The following is a 21,627-nucleotide window of genomic DNA, read 5'->3' as shown; positions in this document are numbered from 1 at the left end:
ATGGCTCAGACAGAGACAAAGAGCCACAGAGAGAACCGCAAAAGGTTTTCTCCGTGGCTTTTCAGTTCCCTCTGTGTCCTCTGTGTGATGCTTCTCTCTGTTGTTCTTTACGCGCCGCGGACGGGGAGGGTGAAGAGAAAGGTGGCGCCCTCGCCCTCGACGCTCTCCACCCAGATGCGGCCGCCGTGCGCTTCCACGATGCCGCGGGCGATGGAGAGGCCCAGGCCGATGCCGCGGCGGTCCGTCTTGCCCGCCTGCCAGAAGCGCCCGAAGACGCGGGGGATCTGGTCCGCCGGAATGCCGGGGCCGGTGTCTGCCACGGAGATGCGCAGCTCGTCCGCCAGGAGCTGGGCACCCAGCGTGATGCGCCCGCCCGCCGGGGTGAACTTGACCGCGTTCCCCACCAGGTTCGAGATCACCTGCAGCACGCGCGACGAATCCAGCGGGATGCGCGGGAGCTCGTCGGCGATCTGCGCCTCGAAGGTGATGGAGCGCGCCGCGGCGAGCGGCGCCATCATGGCCGAGGCCTCGCGCAGCACGGCGCCCGGGCTCTCGGTGCTGAGATCGAGCGCCAGCTTCCCGCTCTCCATGCGGGTCACTTCCAGCAGGTCCTGGATGAGCTGGTTCATCCGGTCCGTGGTGCGCAGCATCATGTCCATCGGCTTGCGATGGGCGGGCGCCACGTCGTCGGCCATGAGCTGCGCGGCCATGCGGATGGTGCTCAGCGGATTGCGGAGGTCGTGCGCCACCACGCCCAGGATCTCGTCGCGAGCGCGCGTCGCCTGGAGGGCGTCGTGGTAGAGCTGCGCGTGCTCCACCGCCACCATGATGCGCCGCGCCAGCTCCTCGGCCAGTCCCAGGTCGTCGGCGTCCAGCGTGCGGCCGGAGCCGGCGGTCACCAGCGTCACGCCGCCCATCACCTCGCCCGCCGCGACCATCGGCACGCTCGCCACCGAGCGCGGGGCCAGGCGCCGAAGGATCTCGCGCTGGGCATCGTCGTCGCCGGCGTCGGGGCCCAGCTCGGCCGCGACGTCGGCCACCAGGAGGAACTGGCCGCTGGTGCATCCCTTCACCAGGGGGTGGCTGCGAGGGACGGTGCCACCCCACAGCCCGTCGCCGCCGGCCAGCAGCTGCTCCTGCTCCGCGTCCGCGTGCGCGTAGGCGATGCGCTCGCTCCGGCCGTCGCCGTCCATCATCTCCACCACCACGTAGTCGGCCAGGCGCGGTACGGCCAGCCGCGCCACGGTGGAGAGCATGGCGCGGTACTCGAACGACGAGCTCAGCACCCGGCTCGCCTCGGCCAGGAAGGCGGCGCGCGCCTCCGCGGCTTCGGCGCGCGCGCGGGCGGCGCGCTCCCCCAGGTGCAGGAAGCGCGTCGCCAGCAGGTTGCGGATGCGCAGCACCACCTCCACCGCGTCCAGCGGCTTGGTGAGGAAGTCGCTCGCCCCCTCGGATAGGGCGCGCAGCTTCGTCTCGGAGGTGACGTCCGCGGTAAGGACCAGGATGGGGAAGTAGTCGCTCGTGGGGATGGTGGCGCGCAGCTGCCGCATCACCGCGAATCCGTCCACGTACGGCATGTGCAGGTCCAGCAGGAGGATGTCCGGGCACTTCGCCTCGAACAGCTCCGGCACCTGGCGCGGATCGGTGGTCAGGGTGACGTTCTCGAACCCGTCGAAGCGGAGGAACTCCTCCAGGAGCTCCAGGTTCGCCCGCTCGTCGTCCACCACCAGGATGGCGGCGTCCTCCACGGTGCGTGGGGTCACGGCTGGGCTCCCCGCTCGGCGAGGGCGCGGTCGACGGTCTCCATGAAGCGGTCCAGGTCCAGGGGCTTGGTCATGTACTCGTGCGCGCCGGCGGCGCGCAGGCGCTCCACCTGCCCCGGCGTGGCGTCGGCGCTGATCACCACCACGGGCGTGTCGCGGGTGCGGGGGTCCGCGCGCAGGCGGCGCAGCACCTCGCCGCCGCTCATGTCGGGCAGGTGGAGGTCCAGCAGGATCAGGTCGGGCGCGTGCTCCCACGCCAGGTCCAGCCCCATCCGCCCCTGCATGGCGGAGAGGAGGGTGATCTCCGGGCGTGACGAGAGGAGCGACTCCACCAGCGTCAGGTTCGCCAGGTTGTCTTCCACGTAGAGAAGGGTGGCCGGCGGACCCTCGTGCTCCTCGGTGCGCGGCTCGCGCGGGGCGGGCGCGGGCTGCGGAAGGCGGCTGCTGGGGTCGTCCGCCACCGGCAGCTCCAGCCAGAAGGTGCTGCCGCGCCCCAGCTGGCTCTCCGCCGTCAGCGAGCCGCCCATCGCCTCTGCCAGCCGGTGCGACAGGGCGAGGCCCAGACCCGTCCCCTCCACCCCCGTCTCCTCCGCGCCCAGCCGCGCGAATGGGACGAAGAGCTCTTCCATCCGCTCCGGGTCGATGCCGCGCCCGGTGTCGTGCACCCCCACGCGCAACCGCCCGTCCGCCTCTTCCCAGGTCAGGCGCACGGAGCCGCCGGGATGGTTGTACTTGACGCCGTTGGAGAGGAGGTTGAGGAGCACCTGCGCCAGCCGCTGCCGGTCCGCGCGCACCCAGCGCCCGGGCGCCTCCGGCGGATCGGAGACCCTGCACCCGGTCTGCGCGGCGAGGGGGCGGATCAGGTTGACGGCCTCGCCGAGCGCCGCGTCCAGCCGCACCGGCTCCAGCGAGAGCGGCTGGCGGTCGCTCTCGATGCGCGCGATGTCGAGCACCTCGTTGATCAGGTTCAGGAGATGGCGTCCGGCCCGCAGGATCTGGTCCACGGACTTCCGCTGGTCGGGCGTGGGGCTGCGGCGCTCCAGCAGCTGCGCGAAGCCCAGGATGGAGTTCATGGGCGTGCGCAGCTCGTGGCTCATGCGGCTCAGGAACTCGCTCTTGGCCTGGTTGGCCGTCTCGGCCGCCTCGCGCGCCCGCTCGGCCTCGGCGCGCGCCTGCTCCAGCGCCTCCTCCGCCCGCTTGCGCTCGGTGACGTCGCGCGAGTTGACGATCACCCCTTCTTCCGCGCCCGTGCGCAGGAGCGTGGTGCCCACCGACTCCACGTGCCGCCAGCTGCCGTCCTTGTGGAGGAAGCGGAAGGCGGCCGAGCGCGTCTCGCCCGGGTTCATGGCGACCTCGGCGAGCTTCTCCACCACCCCGGCCGCATCGTCGGGATGGATCAGCTCGAAGGCGTTGCGCCCCTCCAGCTCGGCGGGAAGGAAGCCGAAGAGCCGCTCCACCGCCGGGCTCTGGTACTTCATCACCCCGTCGGTGTCCAGGATCGTCACCAGGTCTGAGGCGTTCTCGATGACGGCGCGGAAGTGCTCCTCGCTGCGCCGCAGCGCCTCCTCGGCGCGCTTGCGCTCGGTGACGTCACGGGCGTTCACCACCAGCCCCTCCGCCGCCGAGTCCGGCCGCAGGGTGCGCGCGGCCGCCTCGAACACCCGCCACGACCCGTCGCCGTGGCGGTAGCGGAACTCCACCTGGATGGTGGCGCCGGGGTTGTGAATGGCGAAGTCGCGCAGCCGCGCCACCTCCGGCCAGTCGTCGGGGTGGATCGTCTCGATGGTGCTGTGCCCCACCCGCTCCTCCGGCTTCCACCCCAGCAGCCGCTCGGCCGAGGGGCTCACGTAGCGCGTGATCCCCTCCGCGTCGATGATGGCGATCAGGTCCGACCCGTTCTCGATCAGCGCGCGGAAGTGCTCCTCGCGGTGCCGCAGCTCGCGCTCCCACCCCTTTCGCTCGGTGATGTCGCGGACGACGCCCACCACCTGCCCGTGGCCGTCCAGCGGAATCAGGCGCGCCTCGAACTCCTGCGGCTTCCCCTCTACCTCCAGCGTGTACTCCACCGCCGTGAGCTTCCCGTCCGCCGCCACCCGCGCCAGCGCCTCGGCGATGCGCTCGCCCGCCCGCGCGGGGAGGATCTCCTGCACGCGCTGGCCCAGGAAGACGTCGGCGGCGGCGTACAGCCCCATCCCGCTCCCGGCCTGGAAGTCCAGGATCGTCCCGTCCGCCTCCATGCGGAAGTACAGGTCGGGGAGGGCGTGGAAGACCGCCTGCAGCTCGGCGCTCTTCTGCACCACCACCTCCTCGGCGCGGGCGCGCTCCGCGATCTCCTCCTCCAGCGCCAGGTTGGCCTCGGCCAGCTCGGCGGTGCGCTCCTGCACGCGCACCTCCAGCTGGTCGCGCGCCTCGCGCAGCTCCCGCTCGGCCGCCTTGCGCTCGGTGATGTCGCGCAGGAAGCCGGCGAAGATGCGCCGCCCGCCGCTGGGGTACTCGCCGATGGAGATCTCGACCGGGATCTCCGTGCCGTCCTTGCGCACGGCGGTCACCTCGGCCATCGCCCACTCGCTGGCGCGCTTTCCGGCCTCCAGGTAGCGCGCGATTCCCGTGTCGTGGAGAGCCGGGGGCTGGAGGATGGAGATGTTCCGCCCCACCAGCTCCTCGGCCGTGTAGCCAAAGGTGCGCTCCGTGGCCGGGTTGGCGGAGAGGATGGTGCTCTCCTCGTCCATCGTGACGATGGCGTCCGCGGCGGTCTGGATGAGGGTGCGGGAGCGCTCCTCGCTCTCGCGCAGCTCGTCCAGCGCGCGCCGCTCGTCGGTGACGTCCTGGTGCACCAGGATCACCTCGCGGATGGCCCCGTCCTCGTCCTTGACGGTGCAGATGGAGGCGTGGAGCCAGCGCGGCCCTCCGCCCTCGTTCACCGGCAGCTCCGCCCGGCCGGGGCCCTGGCCCACGCGCGAGGGGTCGAACAGGGTGGGAGGCAGCTCCACCTCCTCCCCCGCGAATCCCTGGCGGATCAGCGGATGGATCTCGGCGAGCTGCGGATCGGTGAGCGGGTTGAAGCGCCGCCGCTCCGTGGGATGCGAGCGAAAGAGGCGCTCCCAGGCGCGGTTCACCTGCAGCGTCTCCCCCTCTGGCGAGAAGATCTGGATGCTGAAGGGGAACTGCTCGAAGAGGGCGCGGAAGCGCGTCTCAGACCGGCGCAGCGCGGCCTCGGCGTCGCGGCGCTCGGCGGTCAGGCGCAGGTTCTCCAGCGCGGACGCGGCCAGCGAGGCGAGCGCCTCCACCACCTCCACGTCCGCGGGGGTGTAGATGTCCGCCGTGTAGCTCTGCACGGAGATGATGCCGCGCACCTCGCCGCCCACCAGGATGGGGGTGCGGATCACCGACTCCGAGCGGCGCCTGGTCCCGGTGGCCGTGGCCCCCTGCCCGGCGGGATCGTCGGAGCGCAGGGTGAGAAGGGAGCGGCGCTCGCTCACCACCCGCTCGCCGGGCGTCCCCTCGGCGGAGGTGATGTCGGGCGGCGTGTACTCCCCCGCGTCGTTGCCGCCGAAGCCGTGGAAGGCGTGCCCGCGCGGGTCGTAGGCGAAGATGAAGAAGGCGTCCAGCGGCAGCACGGTGCGGCACGCCTCCTCCAGCACGGTGCGCAGCTCCGACGGCGTCTCCGCCCCCACCACCGCCGCCGCCGCCGATGCCACGGCGCGCATCCGCTCGGCGGTGCGGCGCGCCTCCTCTTCCGCGCGGCGGCGCTCGGTGACGTCGCGGTAGCTCCACACCCGCCCCACCGCCTCCTCGCCCACGAGCTGCGGCTGCGAGTACAGCTCCAGGATGCGCCCGTCGCGCAGCCGCACCTCGTCCAGCGACACCCCCACCATGCTGCTGCGGATCTCCAGCACGTGCGCGCGGAAGGCGTCCGAGTCCTCCACGCACGACGCCGCGTGCTCCAGCGGCGCGTCGTTGCCCGGCGCCACCTCGTCGGGGTCGGTCCCCCAGATCGCGGAGAACTTGCCGTTGGCGGTCACCACCTTGCCGTCGCGGTCCACCACCAGCAGCCCGTCCGCCGCCGACTCCAGCGTGGCGCGCAGCAGCGACAGCGAGTGTTCCAGCGCCGCCGCGGCCTCCACCCGCTCCGTGATGTCGCGCAGGTGGGCGGTGAAGACGGGGGGCCCGTCCAGCGGAACGCGCGTCACGGTGAGCTCCACGGGGAACTCGGCGCCGTCCGCGCGCATGGCGTACGTCTCCACGCGCTCGCCCAGCACGCGCGCGGGGCCCTCCAGGTGCCGCTCCACCGCCAGCGGATGCCCGTCGCGGAAGCGGTCGGGGACGATCAGCTCGGCCAGCGGCCTCCCCATCGCCTCGCCGGCGGCGAAGCCAAAGGTGCGCTCGGCGGCGGGGTTGAAGTCCAGCACCCGCCCCTCGCCGTCCATCACCACCACGCAGTCAAGCGCCGCGCGCACCACCGCCGCGCCGCGTCCCTGCGCATGGCGGGCGGTCTCCTCCGCGCGCCGCCGGTCGGCCGCCTCCAGCGCCAGCGCAACGATGTCCGCCACGTTGGCCACGAACTCCTCCTCGTCCGGCGCCCACTCGCGCGGCGGCCCCACGTGCTCGCAGCAGAGGACGCCCGCCACCACCCCCTTCCTCCAGAGCGGCACGTCCAGCATCGCCCCGATCCCCTCGCGCAGCAGGTAGGGGGCGAGCTCGCGGGTGCGCGGGTCCTCCATCGCGTCGCCGGCGGCCAGGGCGCGGCTCTCGGCCAGCGCGGCGAAGTAGGCCGGGTACTGCTCGGCGCGCAGCAGCATCCCGCGCTCCCACTCGCCCGTGGAGGCGCGGAAGAGCGCGGCGCACTCCAGCTCCGTCGTCCCGCCGGAGGGGGCGAGCCACACGCTGGCCCGCTCCACCCCCAGCGTACGGGCGGCGGCGCGGGTGGCGGCGTGCAGCTCCGCCTCCAGGTCGCTCTTGTCCAGCCGCGACAGCTCCACCAGGGCGGCGTTGTGGCGCTGGATCCGCTCCGCGCGCGCGGTCCGCTCCGCATCCGCCTGCTCGTGCAGCACCGCCGCCTCCTGCAGCAGCCGCAACTGGCGCCGCAGCTCGAGCTGGCCCATCGCCTGCCCGGCCAGGGAGCGCAGCGCCTCCATCTGCTCGCCGCTGAGCTGGCGCGGCACGCGGTCCACCACGCACAGCGTCCCCAGGGCGTGCCCCTCCGGCGTCACCAGCGGCGCCCCCGCGTAGAAGCGGATGTGGGGCAGCGACACGACCATGGGGCTGGCGGCGAAGCGCGGGTCCGCCAGCGCGTCCGCCACCACGAAGAGCCCCGGCTGCTCGATGGCCTGCGCGCAGAACGACACCTCGCGCGGCATCTCGGTGGCATCGATCCCCAGGCGGCTCTTGAACCACTGCCGCTCCCCGTCCACCAGCGTCAGCAGCGCGATGGGGGTGCCGCAGATCTGCGCGGCCAGGCGCGTGAGCGCGTCGAACTCGGGTTCGGGGGGCGTGTCGAGGATCCCGTATCCGTGCAGCGCCGCGAGGCGCTCGGACTCTCTGGATGGGCTCACGGCTTCCATGTGACGCATGGCGCGGAGGGGGCGGGCGCGGGTTTGCAGCGAGATGGTTATAACGGGCGGGCCACGCGCGCGGAACACGCGCGAGCAAGGCTACGAATGTACGCGCCGCCTCCCAGCTGAGCCATGGGTCAATCTCCCCACGGCCGGCATCCATCCCGCCGCCGCGCCGCATTGCCGACGCCCCCCTCCTCCCCCACATTCGGCTGGAAACCTGCAAGGGCTCGCAACAAGCGGAGACACCATGCGCCCGGGAGCGTCGAATGGACAACAGAAAGGACGAGCCGTCGCGCTCCCCCGCCATCGAGAAGTGCGTGGACGAGGAAGTGCTGGAGTGGTACCGCATGACTCCGCTGGAGCGCTGGGAGGAGAGCATGCGGCTGTGGAGCACCTTCCGCCTGCTGGGAGGCCGGTTTGAGCCCGAGCCCGATACCCAAAGTCCTTTCCACGATGCGCGAGCACGACGTGCTGGCCCTGCTGATGGGCGGCCACCAGTGCGCATGATCCGGCGCGGCGGAGTTTAGTCCGGATGCCGAGTCTGGCGAACTGCAGGGCTCACGCGGAGACGCGGAGGCGCCGAGAACAACGGTTAAAAGCATCACGCAGAGGGCACAGAGGGAACCGTAAGCCAGAGAGAACCTCTTTGCAGTTCTTCCTCCGTGCCTCTGTGTCTCTGTGTGAGCCATGTAGTTGCTATTTCCTTCGCGTCTCCGCGTCTCCGCGTGAGGCCCGCTGTTACGGAGACGGTGAGATCTCCGATGCTTGACGTTGCCGTCGTGGGCGCGGGGCACAACGCGCTGATCGCGGCGGCGTACCTGGCGCGCGCGGGGCACAGCGTGGAGGTGTTCGAGCGCGCCGCGCGCCCCGGCGGCGGCGTGCAGACGCGCGACGACATCTTCCCGGGCTGCCGCATCGACGTGGGATCGTCCGCCCACATCCTGATCCACCTCACCCCCATCCTGGCCGAGCTGGAGCTGGAGCGCCGCGGCCTGCGCTACGTGGACTGCGATCCGTGGGCCTTCTACCCGCTGGAGGATGGCCGCGCGATCTACTTCCACCGCGACGTCGCGCGTACCTGCGAGTCGATTGCCGCCATTTCGCCCCAGGATGCGGAGGCGTACCCGCGCTTCCTGGACGAGTGGCGGCCCATCAGCCTCGCCGTGCTGCGAGCGTTCCAGGACGTGCCCACGCCGCTGAAGCTGGGTTGGACGATGGCGACCGGCGGCGGGTTCGCAAAGAAGAAGGGGGCCGACAGCGCCGCGATGCTCCAGACGATCCTGGGATCGTACCGGCAGCTCATCGACCGCACCTTTCGCCATCCCGCCGTGCGCGCCGCCATCGAATGGATCGCCGCGCAGAGCGGGCCGCCGCCAATGGAGCTGGGCACCGCACCGCTGGCCGGGTGGCAGCCGCTCTACCACGAGAGCGGAGTAAAGCGCGCTGTCGGCGGCTCGGGCGCGCTCACCACCGCGCTCGTTGCGCTGATCGAAGACCACGGCGGACGCGTGCATACCTCGACGCCGGTGCGCCGCATCGTGGTGGAGGGCGGGCGCGCCGTGGGCGTGGAGGTCGCCGACGGGGCCGAGCCCGGCCTGCCGCTGGACGCTCCCGCCATCACCGGCGGCCGGACGCGGGTGGTGCGGGCGCGGACGGTGCTCGCCGGCTGCCACGCCGCAACGACGTTCCTCAGGCTCCTGGCGGACGCGCCCGAAGCCGCGGCCATGCGCGAGCAAGTGGCGAACGCGCGCATCGGCAACGGCTTCGGGATGATCCTGCGCTGCGTCACCAGCCAGCTTCCCGCCTACGCCGGCTGGGAAGGCGACCCCGCGCGCGGCGGCGATGGCGCCCCCGGCCCCATGCACCAGGGCCTCCAGCTCCTCTGCCCTCCTGCCCCCTATCTCGACGCCGCCTACGCCGACTACCTGCGCGGCGAGCCCGCCCGCGACCCCGCCGTCGTCGCCATGACCTGGACGGCGGTCGATCCGTCGCTCGCGCCGCCGGGGAAGCATCTCCTCTTCGCCTGGGCGCAGTGGCATCCGTACGCCCTGGCCGGCGGCCGCGGTTGGGGCGAGGAGCGTGGGCGCGCCGCGGACGACATCCTGCGCGCCGTGGGCCGCTTCGCCCCCAACGTCCCCGACTGCGTGGAGCAGGTGCACATCCAGACGCCGGTGGACCTGGAGCGCGAGCTCGGCCTGTACAACGGCAACGTGATGCACCTGGAGATGTCGCTCGACCAGATGTTCATGTTCCGCCCCGCGGCGGGGCTCTCCGGCTACGGCACCTCTATCCCGGGTCTCTACCTCACCGGCGCCAGCACGCACCCCGGCGGCGGCGTCTTCGGCGCATCCGGCCGCACCGCCGCCCGCATCCTGGCGAAGGCGCTGAAGTAGCCGCAACACACGGCGCCCGGGCCTTCATTCCACAGGACAACCATGCAACGACTCGGCGGAAAAGTGGCGCTGGTGACGGGCGCGGCGCGGGGTATCGGCGCGGCGGTGGCGGAGCGATTCGCGGCGGAGGGCGCACGCGTCGTCCTCACCGACATCCGCGACGAAGAGGGCGCGGCGACGGCGGCGCGCATCGGCGGCGAGGCCGCGTACCTCCGCCTGGACGTGCGCCGCGAGGAGGATTGGGAAGCCGCGATGGCCTGGACCGCGGAGAGCTTCGGCCGGCTGAACGTGCTGGTGAACAACGCCGGCATCACCGGCTTCGAAGAAGGATTCGTCGCGCACGACCCGGAGAACGCCACGCTGGAAGGCTGGCGCGCGGTTCACGCCACCAACCTGGACGGCGTCTTCCTGGGATGCCGCGCCGCCATCCGGCAGATGAGGGAGGGCGGCGGCTCCATCGTCAACGTGGCGTCGCGGTCGGGGCTGGTGGGGATCCCCGCGGCGGCGGCGTACGCCAGCAGCAAGGCGGCGGTGCGCAACCACACCCGCACCGTCGCGCTGTACTGCGCGGAGCAGGGGCTCGGCATCCGCTGCAACGCCATCTTCCCCGCCGCCATCCTCACCGCGATGTGGGAACCGATGCTGGGCAACGGCCCCGACCGCGCCGATCGCATGGCCGCCCTGGTGCGCGACACCCCGCTCCGCCGCTTCGGAACGCCGGAAGAGGTCGCGCACGCCGCCGTCTACCTGGCCTCCGACGAGTCGGCCTACACCACGGGAGCCGAGCTGGTGCTGGACGGCGGACTGCTCGCCGGCTCCTCCGCACGCCCGGAGCGCTGACTGCGCAGGATAACCTTAACCGCCTGTTTGTATTTCCACGGGTTCAATGGCGGCCATGATCGAAACAGAACCGAGCCGTGAAGTCGCCAAATGGGCTTCGCGGCTTCTTCCATGTGGATGGGCAATCGAAGAACCCAAGAGACATCCTGGGGAAATCAAGTTTGGAGAAGTGCACCAAAGTTTCACAGAGGGGTTGACTCGCACAATCCGTGTCGTTAAATAACTGCACCGTGACCGGGCGTGCACACCGTTCGCGGCAACCCACCGAGCAGCGATGGCCAATCCCGGTCGCTGCTAACGATCCTCTTGCGCACAAATCGGTAACTAAGATGATCCAGCCCGCCATCCCATTCATCCCCCGCAGTGTCCGCATTGCCGGCGCCGGCGCGTACGTCCCCTCGCGCGTGGTGGAGACCGCGCGCATGGTCGAGGCGATCCCCGGCTGGTCGTCCGAGTGGATCGAGGAAAAAACCGGAATGCGCGAGCGGCGCTTCCTGTGGGACGTGGACGTGGAGTCCGGCGTGGCCGTAGCGCCGCCGCAGGTGGAGGGCGAGTGCCGCACCAACACCGACATGTGCGAGGTGGCGGTGCGCCGCGCCCTGGACATGGCCGAGATCGACGCGAAGGAGCTGGACGCCGTGCTCCTGGTGACCTGCACGCCGGACCGCCTCAACTTCAGCTACGACGCCATGGAGCTGCACCGGCGCCTCGGCTGCCGGGTGGACACCTACGCGCTGACGGTGGACGACGGGTGCGGCGGTACGCCGTACATCATGGACATGGCGTACCGCATGATCCGCAGCGGTGCCGTGAGCACGGTGGCGGTGATCGGCTCGGCGTGCACTTCGGCGCTGATCGACCGCAACGTGTGGAGCGGCGAGGTGAACCACACCCCCGGCCGCAAGCCGCTGAACGCCGCCTTCGGGATGTACGTCTTCGGCGACGCGGCGGGCGCGGTGATCCTGCGCGCGGACCCGGACCCCAGGCTGGGGATCATGTCCTCCATCTCGGGGAACGACTACCAGGAGCTGGTGGTGCGGCGCGCGGGCGGCGTGCACGAGCGGCTGTACGGAAAGAGCACGCCCGCCGAGGACGCCTTCGTGATCGACGGCCAGCTCGTGGCCCGCTCGTACCGCGTCTTCATGAAGCGGTGCATCAACGACGTCCTCGCCACCCACCCCGAGCTGACGGACGAGGTCAAGCGCTACTACTTCCACCAGCCCAACAAGCGCCTCCTCGACCACTTCGTCGCCGACATGGGCCTCCCCGCCGACCGGGTGGCCTGCAACGTCGACCGCTACGGCAACACCTCCGCCGCCGGCATGCTCGTCCTGCTGGCCGAGGACCTCGAAGCCGGCGTGGTCAGTCTCGGCAGCGGCGACCTGGTGATGATCGCCGCCGTCGGCGCGAACGTGCACTACGGCGCGCAGCTGGTACGGCTGTAAAAGAAGCGCGTTAGTGCGTGTGTATCGATCGGCGGGCATCCCTCCCCCCGTTCTGTCATCCTGAGCGACGCGCTTCACCGCCCTTTCTTCCGCGCCAGCCTTTGGCGCGGAGCGAAGGATCTACTGCGCGTTGCGAGGGGCCGGGCGTGACGTGCCGTTCCCGGCCCACTCCGGCTAGATCACCTCCATTCCCTGCAGTAAGGAGATTGCCCCAAAAAATGAATCCCATCTCTCGCTCCCTCGGCGCCGCGGCGCTGGTGCTTGCCCTTGCGGCATGTGACGATGGACGCACTTCGCCGGTGCAGCAGGACTTGCCGGCCGGGCCCGTGTTGAGCGCGGCGGCCAACGCGGACGAGGGTGGCGGCCCGAATCGCGACGGCGTGCAGGTGCTGCGCTTCCGCTCCGAAGAGGACCCTTCGGTGACGCCGGACCCGGCGGTGTGTGCGGCGGCGGGCTTCACCTCCAACGTGCGCTTCGGGGCGGTGCTCTACTCCGAGGCATCCAACGGCGCGGAAGGGCGCATCGTCAACCGCAGCGCCCGCCGCATCGGCACGGCCACGGCGTGCGCGCGCATCACCGACCCGCGCTTTCCGCCCGACCTGCGGCAGGAGTTCTACGTGCGTTTCGACCTCCCCGAGGGGCCGGTCACCGCGCGCGGCGGGTGCACCCTGGTCAGCAACGACGTCCCCACCGCCGGGCTGGTGCTCGCCGGCTGCCACCTGCGCGTGACCGAGGCGCCGTCGTGGTACACGGGCGGCGCCATCGCCTCGCTCTCGGTGTTCAACCCGCGCAAGATCCCGGGCTACCTCACCGGGTCGGACTACACGCTCCAGCTCTACGAGGGTCCGCGCCAGATCGGCTCTCCGCACGGCGACTGATCCCGCAACAGCAGCCTCACACAGAAACACGGGGGGGTACAGCAAGGACGGCCAGAGCGGTTCGTCTCTGCGCCTTGCAGTTTCCTCCGTGTTCTCTGTGTGAGGCTTTTCTCACGCCGCCGCGCATCCTATGTGGTGAATCGCGCTCACCTTGCCTGTTCCGGCGCAGAATGCTACAGTGTCCCCTCTCCACCGCCTCCGGCCGACCATTGGGCTGGGGGCGTGCTGCACTCACGACACGAGATGGATGCCGATGGCCACGACGCTGAACCCTTCCTCGGACGCACCCGCGTTCGGGCGCGAAAGCCGGCATGGGCTGGACAACCACGGGATCCGCAACCCCGGAACCGTGTTCTGGAACCTGACCCCCACCGAGCTCGTGGAGCACGCCATCCGCCGTCAGGAGGGGATCCTGGTGGAAGGCGGCCCCTTCAACGCCGTCACCAAGCCGCACACCGGCCGCTCGCCCAACGACAAGTTCGTGGTGCGCGATGAGAACACCGAGGCGGACGTGTGGTGGGGGAAGGTGAACCAGCCCATCTCCCCCGAGCACTACGCGGCGCTGCGCGAGGAAGTGCTCGGCCACCTGGAAGGGCAGGACCTCTTCGTGCGCGACATGTGGGCCGGCGCCGACCCCGAGTACCGCCTCGCCGTGCGGGTGATCACCCCCAACGCGTGGCACAACCTCTTCGCCAACAACATGTTCCGCCGTCCGGACGACGCGGAGCTGGACGCGATGGTCCCCGGCTTCACCATCCTGCACGCCCCCGAGTACGAGGCCGATCCGGCCAAGCATGGCACCCGCAGCAGCACCTTCATCCTGGTCAACTTCACCGCGAAAGAGGTGATGATCGGGGGGACGCGCTACGCGGGCGAGCTCAAGAAGTCCATCTTCAGCATCCTCAACTACCTGCTCCCCAAGCAGGGCGTGCTGGCGATGCACTGCTCGGCCAACGTGGGGCCGGACGGCGACACGGCGCTCTTCTTCGGCCTCAGCGGCACCGGCAAGACCACGCTCTCGGCCGATCCGGAGCGCGGGCTGATCGGCGACGACGAGCACGGGTGGACGGACCGGGGGATCTTCAACTTCGAGGGCGGCTGCTACGCCAAGGCCGTGAAGCTCTCGCCCGAGGGTGAGCCGGAGATCTACGCCACCACGCGCATGTTCGGCACGGTGCTGGAGAACTGCATCGTGGACGAGAAGCGCCGCGTGGACTTCGACGACATCTCGATCACCGAGAACACGCGCATCTCGTACCCGCTGCACTACATCGCCAACTTCGTCCCGGAGGCGCAGGGCGGGCACCCGCGCAACATCGTCTTCCTGACGGCCGATGCGTACGGCGTGCTCCCCCCGATCTCACGGCTCTCGGCGGAGCAGGCGATGTTCTACTTCCTCTCCGGCTATACGGCCAAGGTGGCCGGTACGGAGCGCGGGGTGAAGGAGCCGCAGCCCACCTTTTCGGCGTGCTTCGGCCAGGTCTTCCTGCCGCTGCACCCCGGCGTGTACGCGGACCTTCTGGGCCAGCGCATCGAGGAGCACGGCTCGCGCGTGTGGCTGGTGAACACCGGGTGGACGGGCGGCCCGTACGGCGTGGGCTCGCGGATGAAGCTCTCCTACACCCGCGCCATGGTGCGCGCCGCCCTCGCCGGCGAGCTGGACGACGTGGAGACCACCGAGTCGCCCTTCTTCCGCCTGCAGATCCCCACCGAGATCCCGGGCGTCCCCTCCGACGTCCTGATCCCGCGCGACACCTGGGCGGACAAGGACGCCTTCGACAAGCAGGCGCGCGAGCTGGCGGACAAGTTCATCGCCAACTTCGAGCAGTTCGCCGACCGAGTTCCCGAGGCGGTGCGCACGGCGGGGCCCAAGCCGGCGTAACGCGGGCCCCTCTCCCCGCTCGTTCCTCGCTGCCCCTTCCCCAAACTGCTGGGGGAGGGGCGTTTGGCGTGCATGGGGGCGGAGTGGCACGGTAGAAGGCACGGGCAAGCACGCGGGGCGGCCCCTACCACTTCGGGTGTGCGGGGCGGGGGTCGATGTGGGGGCGACGGCGGGCGCGATGAATCGCGCCCCTACCGGATCTGCGCGCTACCCACGGAGTTCTCCCCCTCACTGCTGCTCCTCTTGCTTTATGGCGGGAGGCAGCGTACCAATGGAGTGGGTGGAAACCGCCGTATTCACCCGCTCACCCGCCGCAAGCGCAACGTCCGCATGCCGAGAATCACCGAGGAGCGCCGCGAAGACCGCCGGGAGGCCATCTTCCAGGCCGCCGTGGAGTGCCTGGCCGAGCATGGCTGCGCGGGCACCAACATGCGGACCATCGCCGAGGCGGTGGGGCTCACCAAGGGCGGGCTGTACCCGTATTTCGACAGCAAGGAAGCGATCCTCCTCGCCATCGCGGACCGCTACCTGGAGACGCAGATCTCCATCCTCGCCCCGCGCGAGGGGGTGAGCGCGCAGCAGCAGCTGATCGAATTCCTGGAGAGCTACAAGCAGTCGTCGCAGGACCCGCACGACAACGCCGCGCGCCGCGCCGTCGTCGACCTGTGGCTCTCCGCCGGAGAGATCCCTGCGGTGCGCGCCAACATCCAGGGGCGCCACGAGGCGTACCTGTCGGCACTCGCCGCGCTGGTGCAGCGGGGGCAGGATGAGGGCGTCTTTCGCCTGGACATCCCCCCCGAGCACGCCGCCGGGCTGATCCTGGCGGCGCGCGACGGGATGCTCTTTCAGTCCGTGAAGCTGGGGGTCCCCGTCCCCATCCCGCAGCTCGTCGATTGCCTGCGCCGGGCCCTGGTCGACTACCTGACCGGCGTCCCCGGCGCGGGCGACGCGGTGCCGCCGGAGCTGGCCGCCGCGCATTGACCGAAGAAGCGGGCCCGGAGAGATTCCCGGCCCGCTTCCTTTTACGGTCACCCGCTCCATCCGGCGCATGCTGCTACGCTCCGCCCGCACCCTGCTGCTCGCCGTCCTCCTCGCCACCGGGTGCGCGACGGCCCCGGCGCCCTCCGCCCCGCGGCCGAGCACCGGGATCCCGGTGCTCACCTGGCACAACCTCAAGGACCATCTCACCGAGGGCGACGGCTCCATGACCGAGTCGTACGCGAGCTTCGAGGCGATGCTCCGCTTCCTCAGGGAGAACGGCTTCCGCTCCGTCTTCCCGGAAGCGGCGGGCACGCCCGGAGGGCGCCCGGTGATCCTGACCTTCGACGACGGCCACCGCGAATCCGCGCTGGGAGCCGCCGCCCTGCTGGAGCGCTACGGCTTCCGCGGCATCTTCTTCGTCATCCCGAACCGCACCCGCGCCGAGCCAGGCAACTTCCTCTCGCCCGACGATCTCGTGCGCCTATCGCGCGCCGGCCACCGCATCGCGCCGCACGGCTACGACCACCGCAGCATGGCCACGTCGGTCACCGAGGTCGCCGCGACCCTCGCCCGCTCAGCAGGCATGACGGGGGAGAGCGCGCGCACGGCGCCCTCCGTGCTGGACTTCGCCTTCCCCTTCGGCCACTACCTCCCCGAAGTGGCCGAAGCGGTCGGGCAGCGCTTCCGCTACCTGCACACGGTCAACCCCGGCTACTGGGACGGCCGTTCGGCGCTCCTTCCGCGCATGCTGATCATGCCCGCCGTGGACCCCGCGCTCTTTCGCGACTACGTGCTCGGCGGCGCGGACTACCGCCCGATCCTGGAGCCGCTCTTCGCCGACGGCGCCGTCGCGGAGACCGTCTCCTTCACCGCGCGCGGCGCCCCGGTCCCCGACAGCATCCAGATCTTCGCCATCTCCGCCGATGCGGAGGGCCGCAGCTACACCATCCGCCCCCTCGGCGAGAACCTGCGCATCAACGGCGACACGGTGACGGTGGCCCTGGGCGCGCACATGCGGCGCTACCACGGCCCCGGCCGCGAAGTCATCAGCTACGCCCTGGTCACCCGACGCGATGGACGTCTGCGGTACCTGAGCCCCGGCGTCCTCAACTGGATCCGCGACCCCGGCGCGCCTCGCTAACAACGGGGCTCACACAGAGACACAGAGCCACAGAGAGAACCGCAAAAGGGTTTCTCTGTGGCTTTCTGTTCCTTCTGTGTTCTCTGTGTGAGGCTTTTGGGATGCTACGGCTGCTTGTGCACCACGCCGCTGCGCATCACGAACACCGGTCGCTCCATCACGCGGATGTCGCGGATGGGATCGCCGGGGACGGCGACGATGTCGGCCATCTTCCCCGCGGCGAGCGTCCCCACCTCACGGTCGACACCCAGGAGGCGCGCCGCGTTCACGGTGCCGGCCTGGATCGACTGCATCGGCGTGAGGCCGCTCCACTCCACCAGCAGCGTGAACTCGTGGCCGTTGGCGCCGTGCGCGCCCACGCCCGCGTCCGTGCCGAGGGCGATCGGCACACCCAGGCGCGCCGCCATGCGGCTGGTGTTGCGCATGGCGTTGCCGGCGGCGCGCGCCTTCTCCGCCCGCTGGCCCGTGAGGACGCCGGAGTCGGCCGCGCGCAGCACCGTCTCGCCCGCGCTGAGGGTGGGGACCAGGTAGGTGCCGCGCTGCCTCATCAGCCGCGCTCCCTCCTGGTCCAGAAAGGAGCCGTGCTCGATGGAGGCGACCCCCGCGCGCACGGCGGCCCGGATGCCCTCCGCGCCGTGGGCGTGCGCCATCACCTTGCGCTCCAGCAGGCGCGCCTCCTCCACCGCCGCGCGCAGCTCCTCGTCGGAGAGCTGCTGCACGCCCACCGCGTCGCCCTCGGAAAGGACGCCGCCCGTCGCGCAGATCTTGATGACGTCGGCGCCGTACTTGGCCAGGTAGCGTTCGGCCGCGGCCACCTCGTGCGGCGAGTTGGCGATGCCGCGGCGGTAGTCGCCCTCCAGCAGCCCCGGCCGGAAGCCGTTCTCGTCGCAGTGGCCGCCCGTGATCCCCACCGCGTGGCCGCTGGCCAGGATGCGCGGCCCCACCACGATCCCCTGGTTGATGGCGTTGCGCAGCGCCACGTCCGAGAAGTCCTCCGATCCGGCGTTGCGCACGGTGGTGAAGCCGGCCATCAGCGTCCGCCGCGCGTTCTCCACCCCCAGGATCGCCGCGGTGGCGGGGAAGTCGCGCACCGCCGCGTCGTCGCCCGCGGGGTCGCCCAGCGTGCGGCCCATGATGTGGACGTGCGCGTCGATGAAGCCGGGAAGGAGGGTGGCGTCGCCCAGCTCCACCACGCGCGCGCCCGCGGGCTCGGCCACGCTCCCGCGCCGCCCGGCGGCCACGATGCGGTCGTTCGTCACCACCACCACCGCGTTCGATATGGGCGCGGCGCCGGTGCCGTCGATCAGCCGCGCGGCGTGCAGCACCACGGTGCCGGTGCCGCGCACGGGGTAGTTGGTGGCCCGCGGCTGCTGCGCGGCGAGGGGTGCGGCGATGGCCGCGGCGAGCGACAGGGCGAGCGTTGCGCGGGTCACGATCCCTCCGAATCGATGGGCGTTCTGGCCTGCTGCGGATGCGCGCAAGGTACGAACGTCCGTCCGCCGCCGAAAGGATCACGCCCCGGAACGGCATTCATCGCAACGGGATGCGCGGATACAGAGATGCCGTTCGAGCGCCTCGTGCGGCGCGCGACAACAAAATTCTTGACAGGGCGGAACTTTCGCGCGATATTGTTGAGCGCGATAGACGTCGATACCAATCGACGCTGATTCCAGTGTTAGATGGGAACCTGGACGCAACAGTCCGGTTCCCGTTTTCATATCTGTCGCGAGCGCCCGAAGCGGGGGGCGTAAGACCCGCAGAACACAGGCGGTCGGTTGGTACGGACAATCCGCACCTCGGCAGTCGGTAACAAACAACTGGAGTTCGGAGAATGCGTACCAGCGGAACCGTGAAGTGGTTCAACGACAGCAAGGGCTTTGGCTTCATCACGCCGGACAACGGCGACAAGGACTGCTTCGTGCACCACTCCGCCATCCAGGCCCAGGGTTTCCGGACCCTCGCCGAGGGGCAGAAGGTCGAGTTCGACGTCGTTCAGGGCCAGAAGGGCCCCGCGGCTGAGAACGTCACCCCGGTCTGAAGCACTTCCATCGTCTTCGGACGAAGGCAGCGCAACGAGAAGGGCCGCTCCGAGAGGGGCGGCCCTTTTTGCGTCTTCAGGCACCGGCAACAGCGGGGCTCACACGGAGACACAGAGACAACCAGGAAAGGCCGCAGAGACACACGCTCGTTTTCGGGTGTTCACGTTGGGCTGTTCACCCATGCGTCCGTCCAATTACTGACCATATCATGTAAGTGGATGTGTTGTAATGAGTTTGGTCTCGATAGGTGGCGGCGCCGTCTGATCGGCGTACAGTTTCGCCACGCGTGCTCCGGTCGTTATGTGGTTGAGCGACAACAGGTTACGATTTGTGGCGGAACGGTTCGCGGGTTGCCTGACGGAGGGGGTGCGGGATTCCCGCCTTCCCTGTTCGGCCACACCGTGCCGCCACGATCATGCGCCGCTCACTCGCCACACTCCGTTTCGGAATCGCCGCCTCGCTCCTCGCCGGGTGCGGGAACCCCACGGGTCCCTCCAGCGCCGGCGCCGGCTCGGCTCCGTCGCTGCGGCTGGACCAGACGAGCGTGGTGCTGGAGGCGCTGGGCGACAGCGCGGCGCTCACGGCCACCCTGGACGGGCAGAGCACCCGCACCCCCGCGCTCTCGCTGCGCGCGGAGGCACGGCACCTGACGGAAGCGGCCGTGCTGGACGCGGCGGCGCTCGCCCGCGGCATCATCCTGGCCTCGGCGCCGGGATCGGCGACGCTGCAGGTAACGGCGTTCGGATCGGCGCCGGCCGTGGTGACGGTGCAGGTGCGCCCGCGCCGTCCCGCCATCGTCGCGGTCAGCACGGGCGCGGTGGGCGACGGCGACACGCTGCGGCTGCGCGGCTACCGCATGGACGCCCTGGCCGCCGGCTCGGTGATGGTGGGCGGCACCCCGGCGCAACTCGTGGGCGGCGACAGCTCGACCCTCCTGGTCACCCTCCCCTCAATGGACGCGCCGGACTGCTCGGCCGGGGCCACGCGCCAGCCGCTCCGGGTGCAGGGCGCCGACGTGGCCGCCGGCATCGAAGTGCTCCGCCGCCGCCGCGGCGAGGTGAAGCTGGCGGTGGGGCAGGCGCTCCAGCTCACCCCGCGCGCCGCGCACTGCCTCCTCCTGGCACCGGAGCCGGGTGCGCGCTACGCCCTCGCCTTCGTCGACACGCGCCAGGCGGCGCGCGCGCAGAGCGGGTACGAGGGCTACCTCAACGGCCCCGCGCGCTACACCGTCACCGTCCGCGGCGACGGCACCGCGGCCCGCGCATCATCGCTCGCGCCGAGCTACTCGCACGCCCCCGCGCCGGAGCGGATGCGGTCGAGCCTCTCCGGCGCCGGCGCGGAGGCCACCGACCGCGACGCCCGGGTCTTCGCCCGCTCCACCCTCTGGCGCGTCGGCGACCGCTTCCGGGCCATGGACCCGTCGGTCGACACGCTCCTCACCGCCAGGGTCGTCGCCGTGTACGACGGCGGCCTGGTGCTCGCCGCCGCCGAGGGCCAGGCGGCCGATGGCGGCGCGGATTCATGGCTCGCGCGCGCGGACAGCGCCCTCCGCTTCTTCGCCGCCGAGGGCGCGGGCATGTACCGCCGCGTCATCACCTCCAACGCGCCCACCACCAGTGCCGGGTCCGGCCAGCTCCTGGTGCTGGCGGCCCGCGACAACTCCGCCTACCTGGGCTTCAGCGAGTCCGCCGAAGTCAACGGGCGCGTCCACTCCGTCACCCATCTCAACCTCGCCACACCTCTGCCGAGCTCTGCCAGCGCGCTCCGCCTGATCTCGCACGAGATCGCGCACGCCTGGCAGGCGCAGTACGCCGCCGACACGCGCCCCGCCGGTGCGCACGAGTGGCAGACCGGCGCCACCTGGTCCATTGAGGGCACCGCCGACCTGCTGGGGTGGTGGCTCGTGGGGCGCTACCTGCGCATCGAGCCCAATTCCAACTGGGACTGGGCGCGCGCGGTGGAGCAGCCCGCGTCCGCGCCGTACGCGCTCCTGGCCGCCAGCACGCGCGACAACTTTTCGCAGGGCTACGCCAGCGCCGCGAGCTTCTGCCTGGATCTGGCCACTCGCATGGTGCGCGAGGGCGCAACGTGGGAGGCCGCGCTCGCCGCGGTGGTGCGCGGCTCGCTGGACGGCTGGTACGGCTACTCGGCGTCGGGTGCGCGGCGCGAGGGGCTGGCCGCGCGCGTCCGCCCGCTGCTGGGCGCCGGCTGGGAGCCGGGGAGCGCCCTCCTCACCTGGACCCTCAGCCAGGCCGTGGACGACGCCAGCGCGAGCGACGTTTTCCAGAACCGCGCCTTCCTGAGCGCCTCCTCCGGGCCCAACCCGACGCAGGGGTGGGGAGCCCCCGCCGTCCTCCGCACCGGCGGCACCGCCACCCGCGTCAACTACGGCGCCGTCGCCGAAGTCTGGGGCAACGCCGCCTCCGTCTCCCCAGTCTCCAGCAGCCCCAACTACCTCCTCATCGACGACGACGGCCAGGGCGGCGCCTACTCGCTGGCCGCCGCGTGGAACGGCGCACCGCTGCCGAGCGTGGCGTGGGCGCTGGTGCGGTATAAGTAGGGTGTGGCTGGTGCGGGTTCAGCGAGGCATCAAGCACGATGGAGGGATAACGGGACCGGGTGGGGCGCAGTACTACCACGCGCTGAACAGTTGACTAGTTCCAGACGAATTTCTAATATGCGATTACATTTCTGTTTGGCGCCGTAAAGC

Annotated in this window: 13 protein-coding genes; 10 read left to right on the top strand and 3 right to left on the bottom strand. The window is 71.0% G+C overall.

The genetic code is table 11. The annotated features are described in order from the left end of the window. Positions 1–107: 107 nt before the first annotated feature. Complete coding sequence (locus VF584_23015; protein HEX8213065.1) at positions 108–1,763, bottom strand: ATP-binding protein; 1,656 nt, start codon at positions 1,761–1,763, stop codon at positions 108–110. Next, complete coding sequence (locus VF584_23010; protein HEX8213064.1) at positions 1,760–7,315, bottom strand: PAS domain S-box protein; 5,556 nt, start codon at positions 7,313–7,315, stop codon at positions 1,760–1,762. The genes VF584_23015 and VF584_23010 overlap by 4 nt, the downstream gene beginning before the upstream one ends. Positions 7,316–7,584: 269 nt before the next feature. Here VF584_23010 and VF584_23005 point away from each other — a divergent pair, with 269 nt between their 5' ends. The 8 genes from VF584_23005 (at position 7,585) to VF584_22970 (ending at position 16,878) form a co-directional block, all read left to right on the top strand. Continuing rightward, the gene (locus VF584_23005) at positions 7,585–7,845 is read left to right on the top strand and encodes a hypothetical protein (protein HEX8213063.1); all 261 of its coding nucleotides are present in this window, start codon (positions 7,585–7,587) and stop codon (positions 7,843–7,845) included. A gap of 234 nt (positions 7,846–8,079) precedes the next feature. Then, on the top strand, positions 8,080–9,711 hold the full coding sequence (locus tag VF584_23000) for an NAD(P)/FAD-dependent oxidoreductase (protein ID HEX8213062.1): 1,632 nt from the start codon (positions 8,080–8,082) through the stop codon (positions 9,709–9,711). 42 nt (positions 9,712–9,753) lie between these two features. Next, a complete protein-coding gene (locus VF584_22995; GenBank protein HEX8213061.1) occupies positions 9,754–10,551 on the top strand; it encodes a glucose 1-dehydrogenase in 798 nt (265 codons plus the stop codon). A gap of 329 nt (positions 10,552–10,880) precedes the next feature. Beyond that, complete coding sequence (locus VF584_22990) at positions 10,881–11,996, top strand: 3-oxoacyl-[acyl-carrier-protein] synthase III C-terminal domain-containing protein (protein ID HEX8213060.1); 1,116 nt, start codon at positions 10,881–10,883, stop codon at positions 11,994–11,996. Positions 11,997–12,214: 218 nt separating this feature from the next. Beyond that, the gene (locus VF584_22985; protein HEX8213059.1) at positions 12,215–12,874 is read left to right on the top strand and encodes a hypothetical protein; all 660 of its coding nucleotides are present in this window, start codon (positions 12,215–12,217) and stop codon (positions 12,872–12,874) included. A 247-nt stretch (positions 12,875–13,121) separates the two neighbouring features. After that, entirely contained in the window at positions 13,122–14,756 is a 1,635-nt protein-coding gene (gene pckA, locus VF584_22980) for a phosphoenolpyruvate carboxykinase (ATP) (protein HEX8213058.1), read from the top strand. Positions 14,757–15,086: 330 nt separating this feature from the next. Next, on the top strand, positions 15,087–15,737 hold the full coding sequence (locus tag VF584_22975; GenBank protein HEX8213057.1) for a TetR/AcrR family transcriptional regulator: 651 nt from the start codon (positions 15,087–15,089) through the stop codon (positions 15,735–15,737). 67 nt (positions 15,738–15,804) lie between these two features. Beyond that, complete coding sequence (locus VF584_22970) at positions 15,805–16,878, top strand: polysaccharide deacetylase family protein (protein ID HEX8213056.1); 1,074 nt, start codon at positions 15,805–15,807, stop codon at positions 16,876–16,878. Positions 16,879–16,982: 104 nt separating this feature from the next. Here VF584_22970 and VF584_22965 read toward each other — a convergent pair whose 3' ends face one another. Beyond that, positions 16,983–18,311 carry an amidohydrolase family protein gene (locus tag VF584_22965; GenBank protein ID HEX8213055.1) on the bottom strand — a complete coding sequence of 443 codons (1,329 nt, stop codon included), beginning with the start codon at positions 18,309–18,311 and terminating at the stop codon, positions 16,983–16,985. A 398-nt stretch (positions 18,312–18,709) separates the two neighbouring features. On the opposite strand from VF584_22965, the gene VF584_22960 reads away from it, so the two are divergent. After that, on the top strand, positions 18,710–18,916 hold the full coding sequence (locus tag VF584_22960) for a cold-shock protein (protein ID HEX8213054.1): 207 nt from the start codon (positions 18,710–18,712) through the stop codon (positions 18,914–18,916). A gap of 416 nt (positions 18,917–19,332) precedes the next feature. Beyond that, complete coding sequence (locus VF584_22955) at positions 19,333–21,477, top strand: hypothetical protein (GenBank protein ID HEX8213053.1); 2,145 nt, start codon at positions 19,333–19,335, stop codon at positions 21,475–21,477. Positions 21,478–21,627: the final 150 nt, after the last annotated feature.

Source organism: Longimicrobium sp. (assembly GCA_036389135.1).
Lineage (GTDB): Bacteria > Gemmatimonadota > Gemmatimonadetes > Longimicrobiales > Longimicrobiaceae > Longimicrobium.
Note: the sequence above shows the minus strand (reverse complement) of the source record. Positions and strands in the feature narration are given on the sequence as shown.

What these genes read in the sequence shown, in the direction of transcription:
- VF584_23000 (HEX8213062.1), top strand. Translation starts at nt 8,080, where the DNA reads ATGCTTGACGTTGCCGTCGTGGGCGCGGGGCACAACGCGCTGATCGCG.
- VF584_22955 (HEX8213053.1), top strand. Translation starts at nt 19,333, where the DNA reads ATGCGCCGCTCACTCGCCACACTCCGTTTCGGAATCGCCGCCTCGCTC.
- VF584_23005 (HEX8213063.1), top strand. Translation starts at nt 7,585, where the DNA reads ATGGACAACAGAAAGGACGAGCCGTCGCGCTCCCCCGCCATCGAGAAG.
- VF584_22975 (HEX8213057.1), top strand. Translation starts at nt 15,087, where the DNA reads ATGCCGAGAATCACCGAGGAGCGCCGCGAAGACCGCCGGGAGGCCATC.
- VF584_22970 (HEX8213056.1), top strand. Translation starts at nt 15,805, where the DNA reads ATGCTGCTACGCTCCGCCCGCACCCTGCTGCTCGCCGTCCTCCTCGCC.
- VF584_22990 (HEX8213060.1), top strand. Translation starts at nt 10,881, where the DNA reads ATGATCCAGCCCGCCATCCCATTCATCCCCCGCAGTGTCCGCATTGCC.
- VF584_22960 (HEX8213054.1), top strand. Translation starts at nt 18,710, where the DNA reads ATGCGTACCAGCGGAACCGTGAAGTGGTTCAACGACAGCAAGGGCTTT.
- VF584_22995 (HEX8213061.1), top strand. Translation starts at nt 9,754, where the DNA reads ATGCAACGACTCGGCGGAAAAGTGGCGCTGGTGACGGGCGCGGCGCGG.
- VF584_22985 (HEX8213059.1), top strand. Translation starts at nt 12,215, where the DNA reads ATGAATCCCATCTCTCGCTCCCTCGGCGCCGCGGCGCTGGTGCTTGCC.
- pckA (HEX8213058.1), top strand. Translation starts at nt 13,122, where the DNA reads ATGCCGATGGCCACGACGCTGAACCCTTCCTCGGACGCACCCGCGTTC.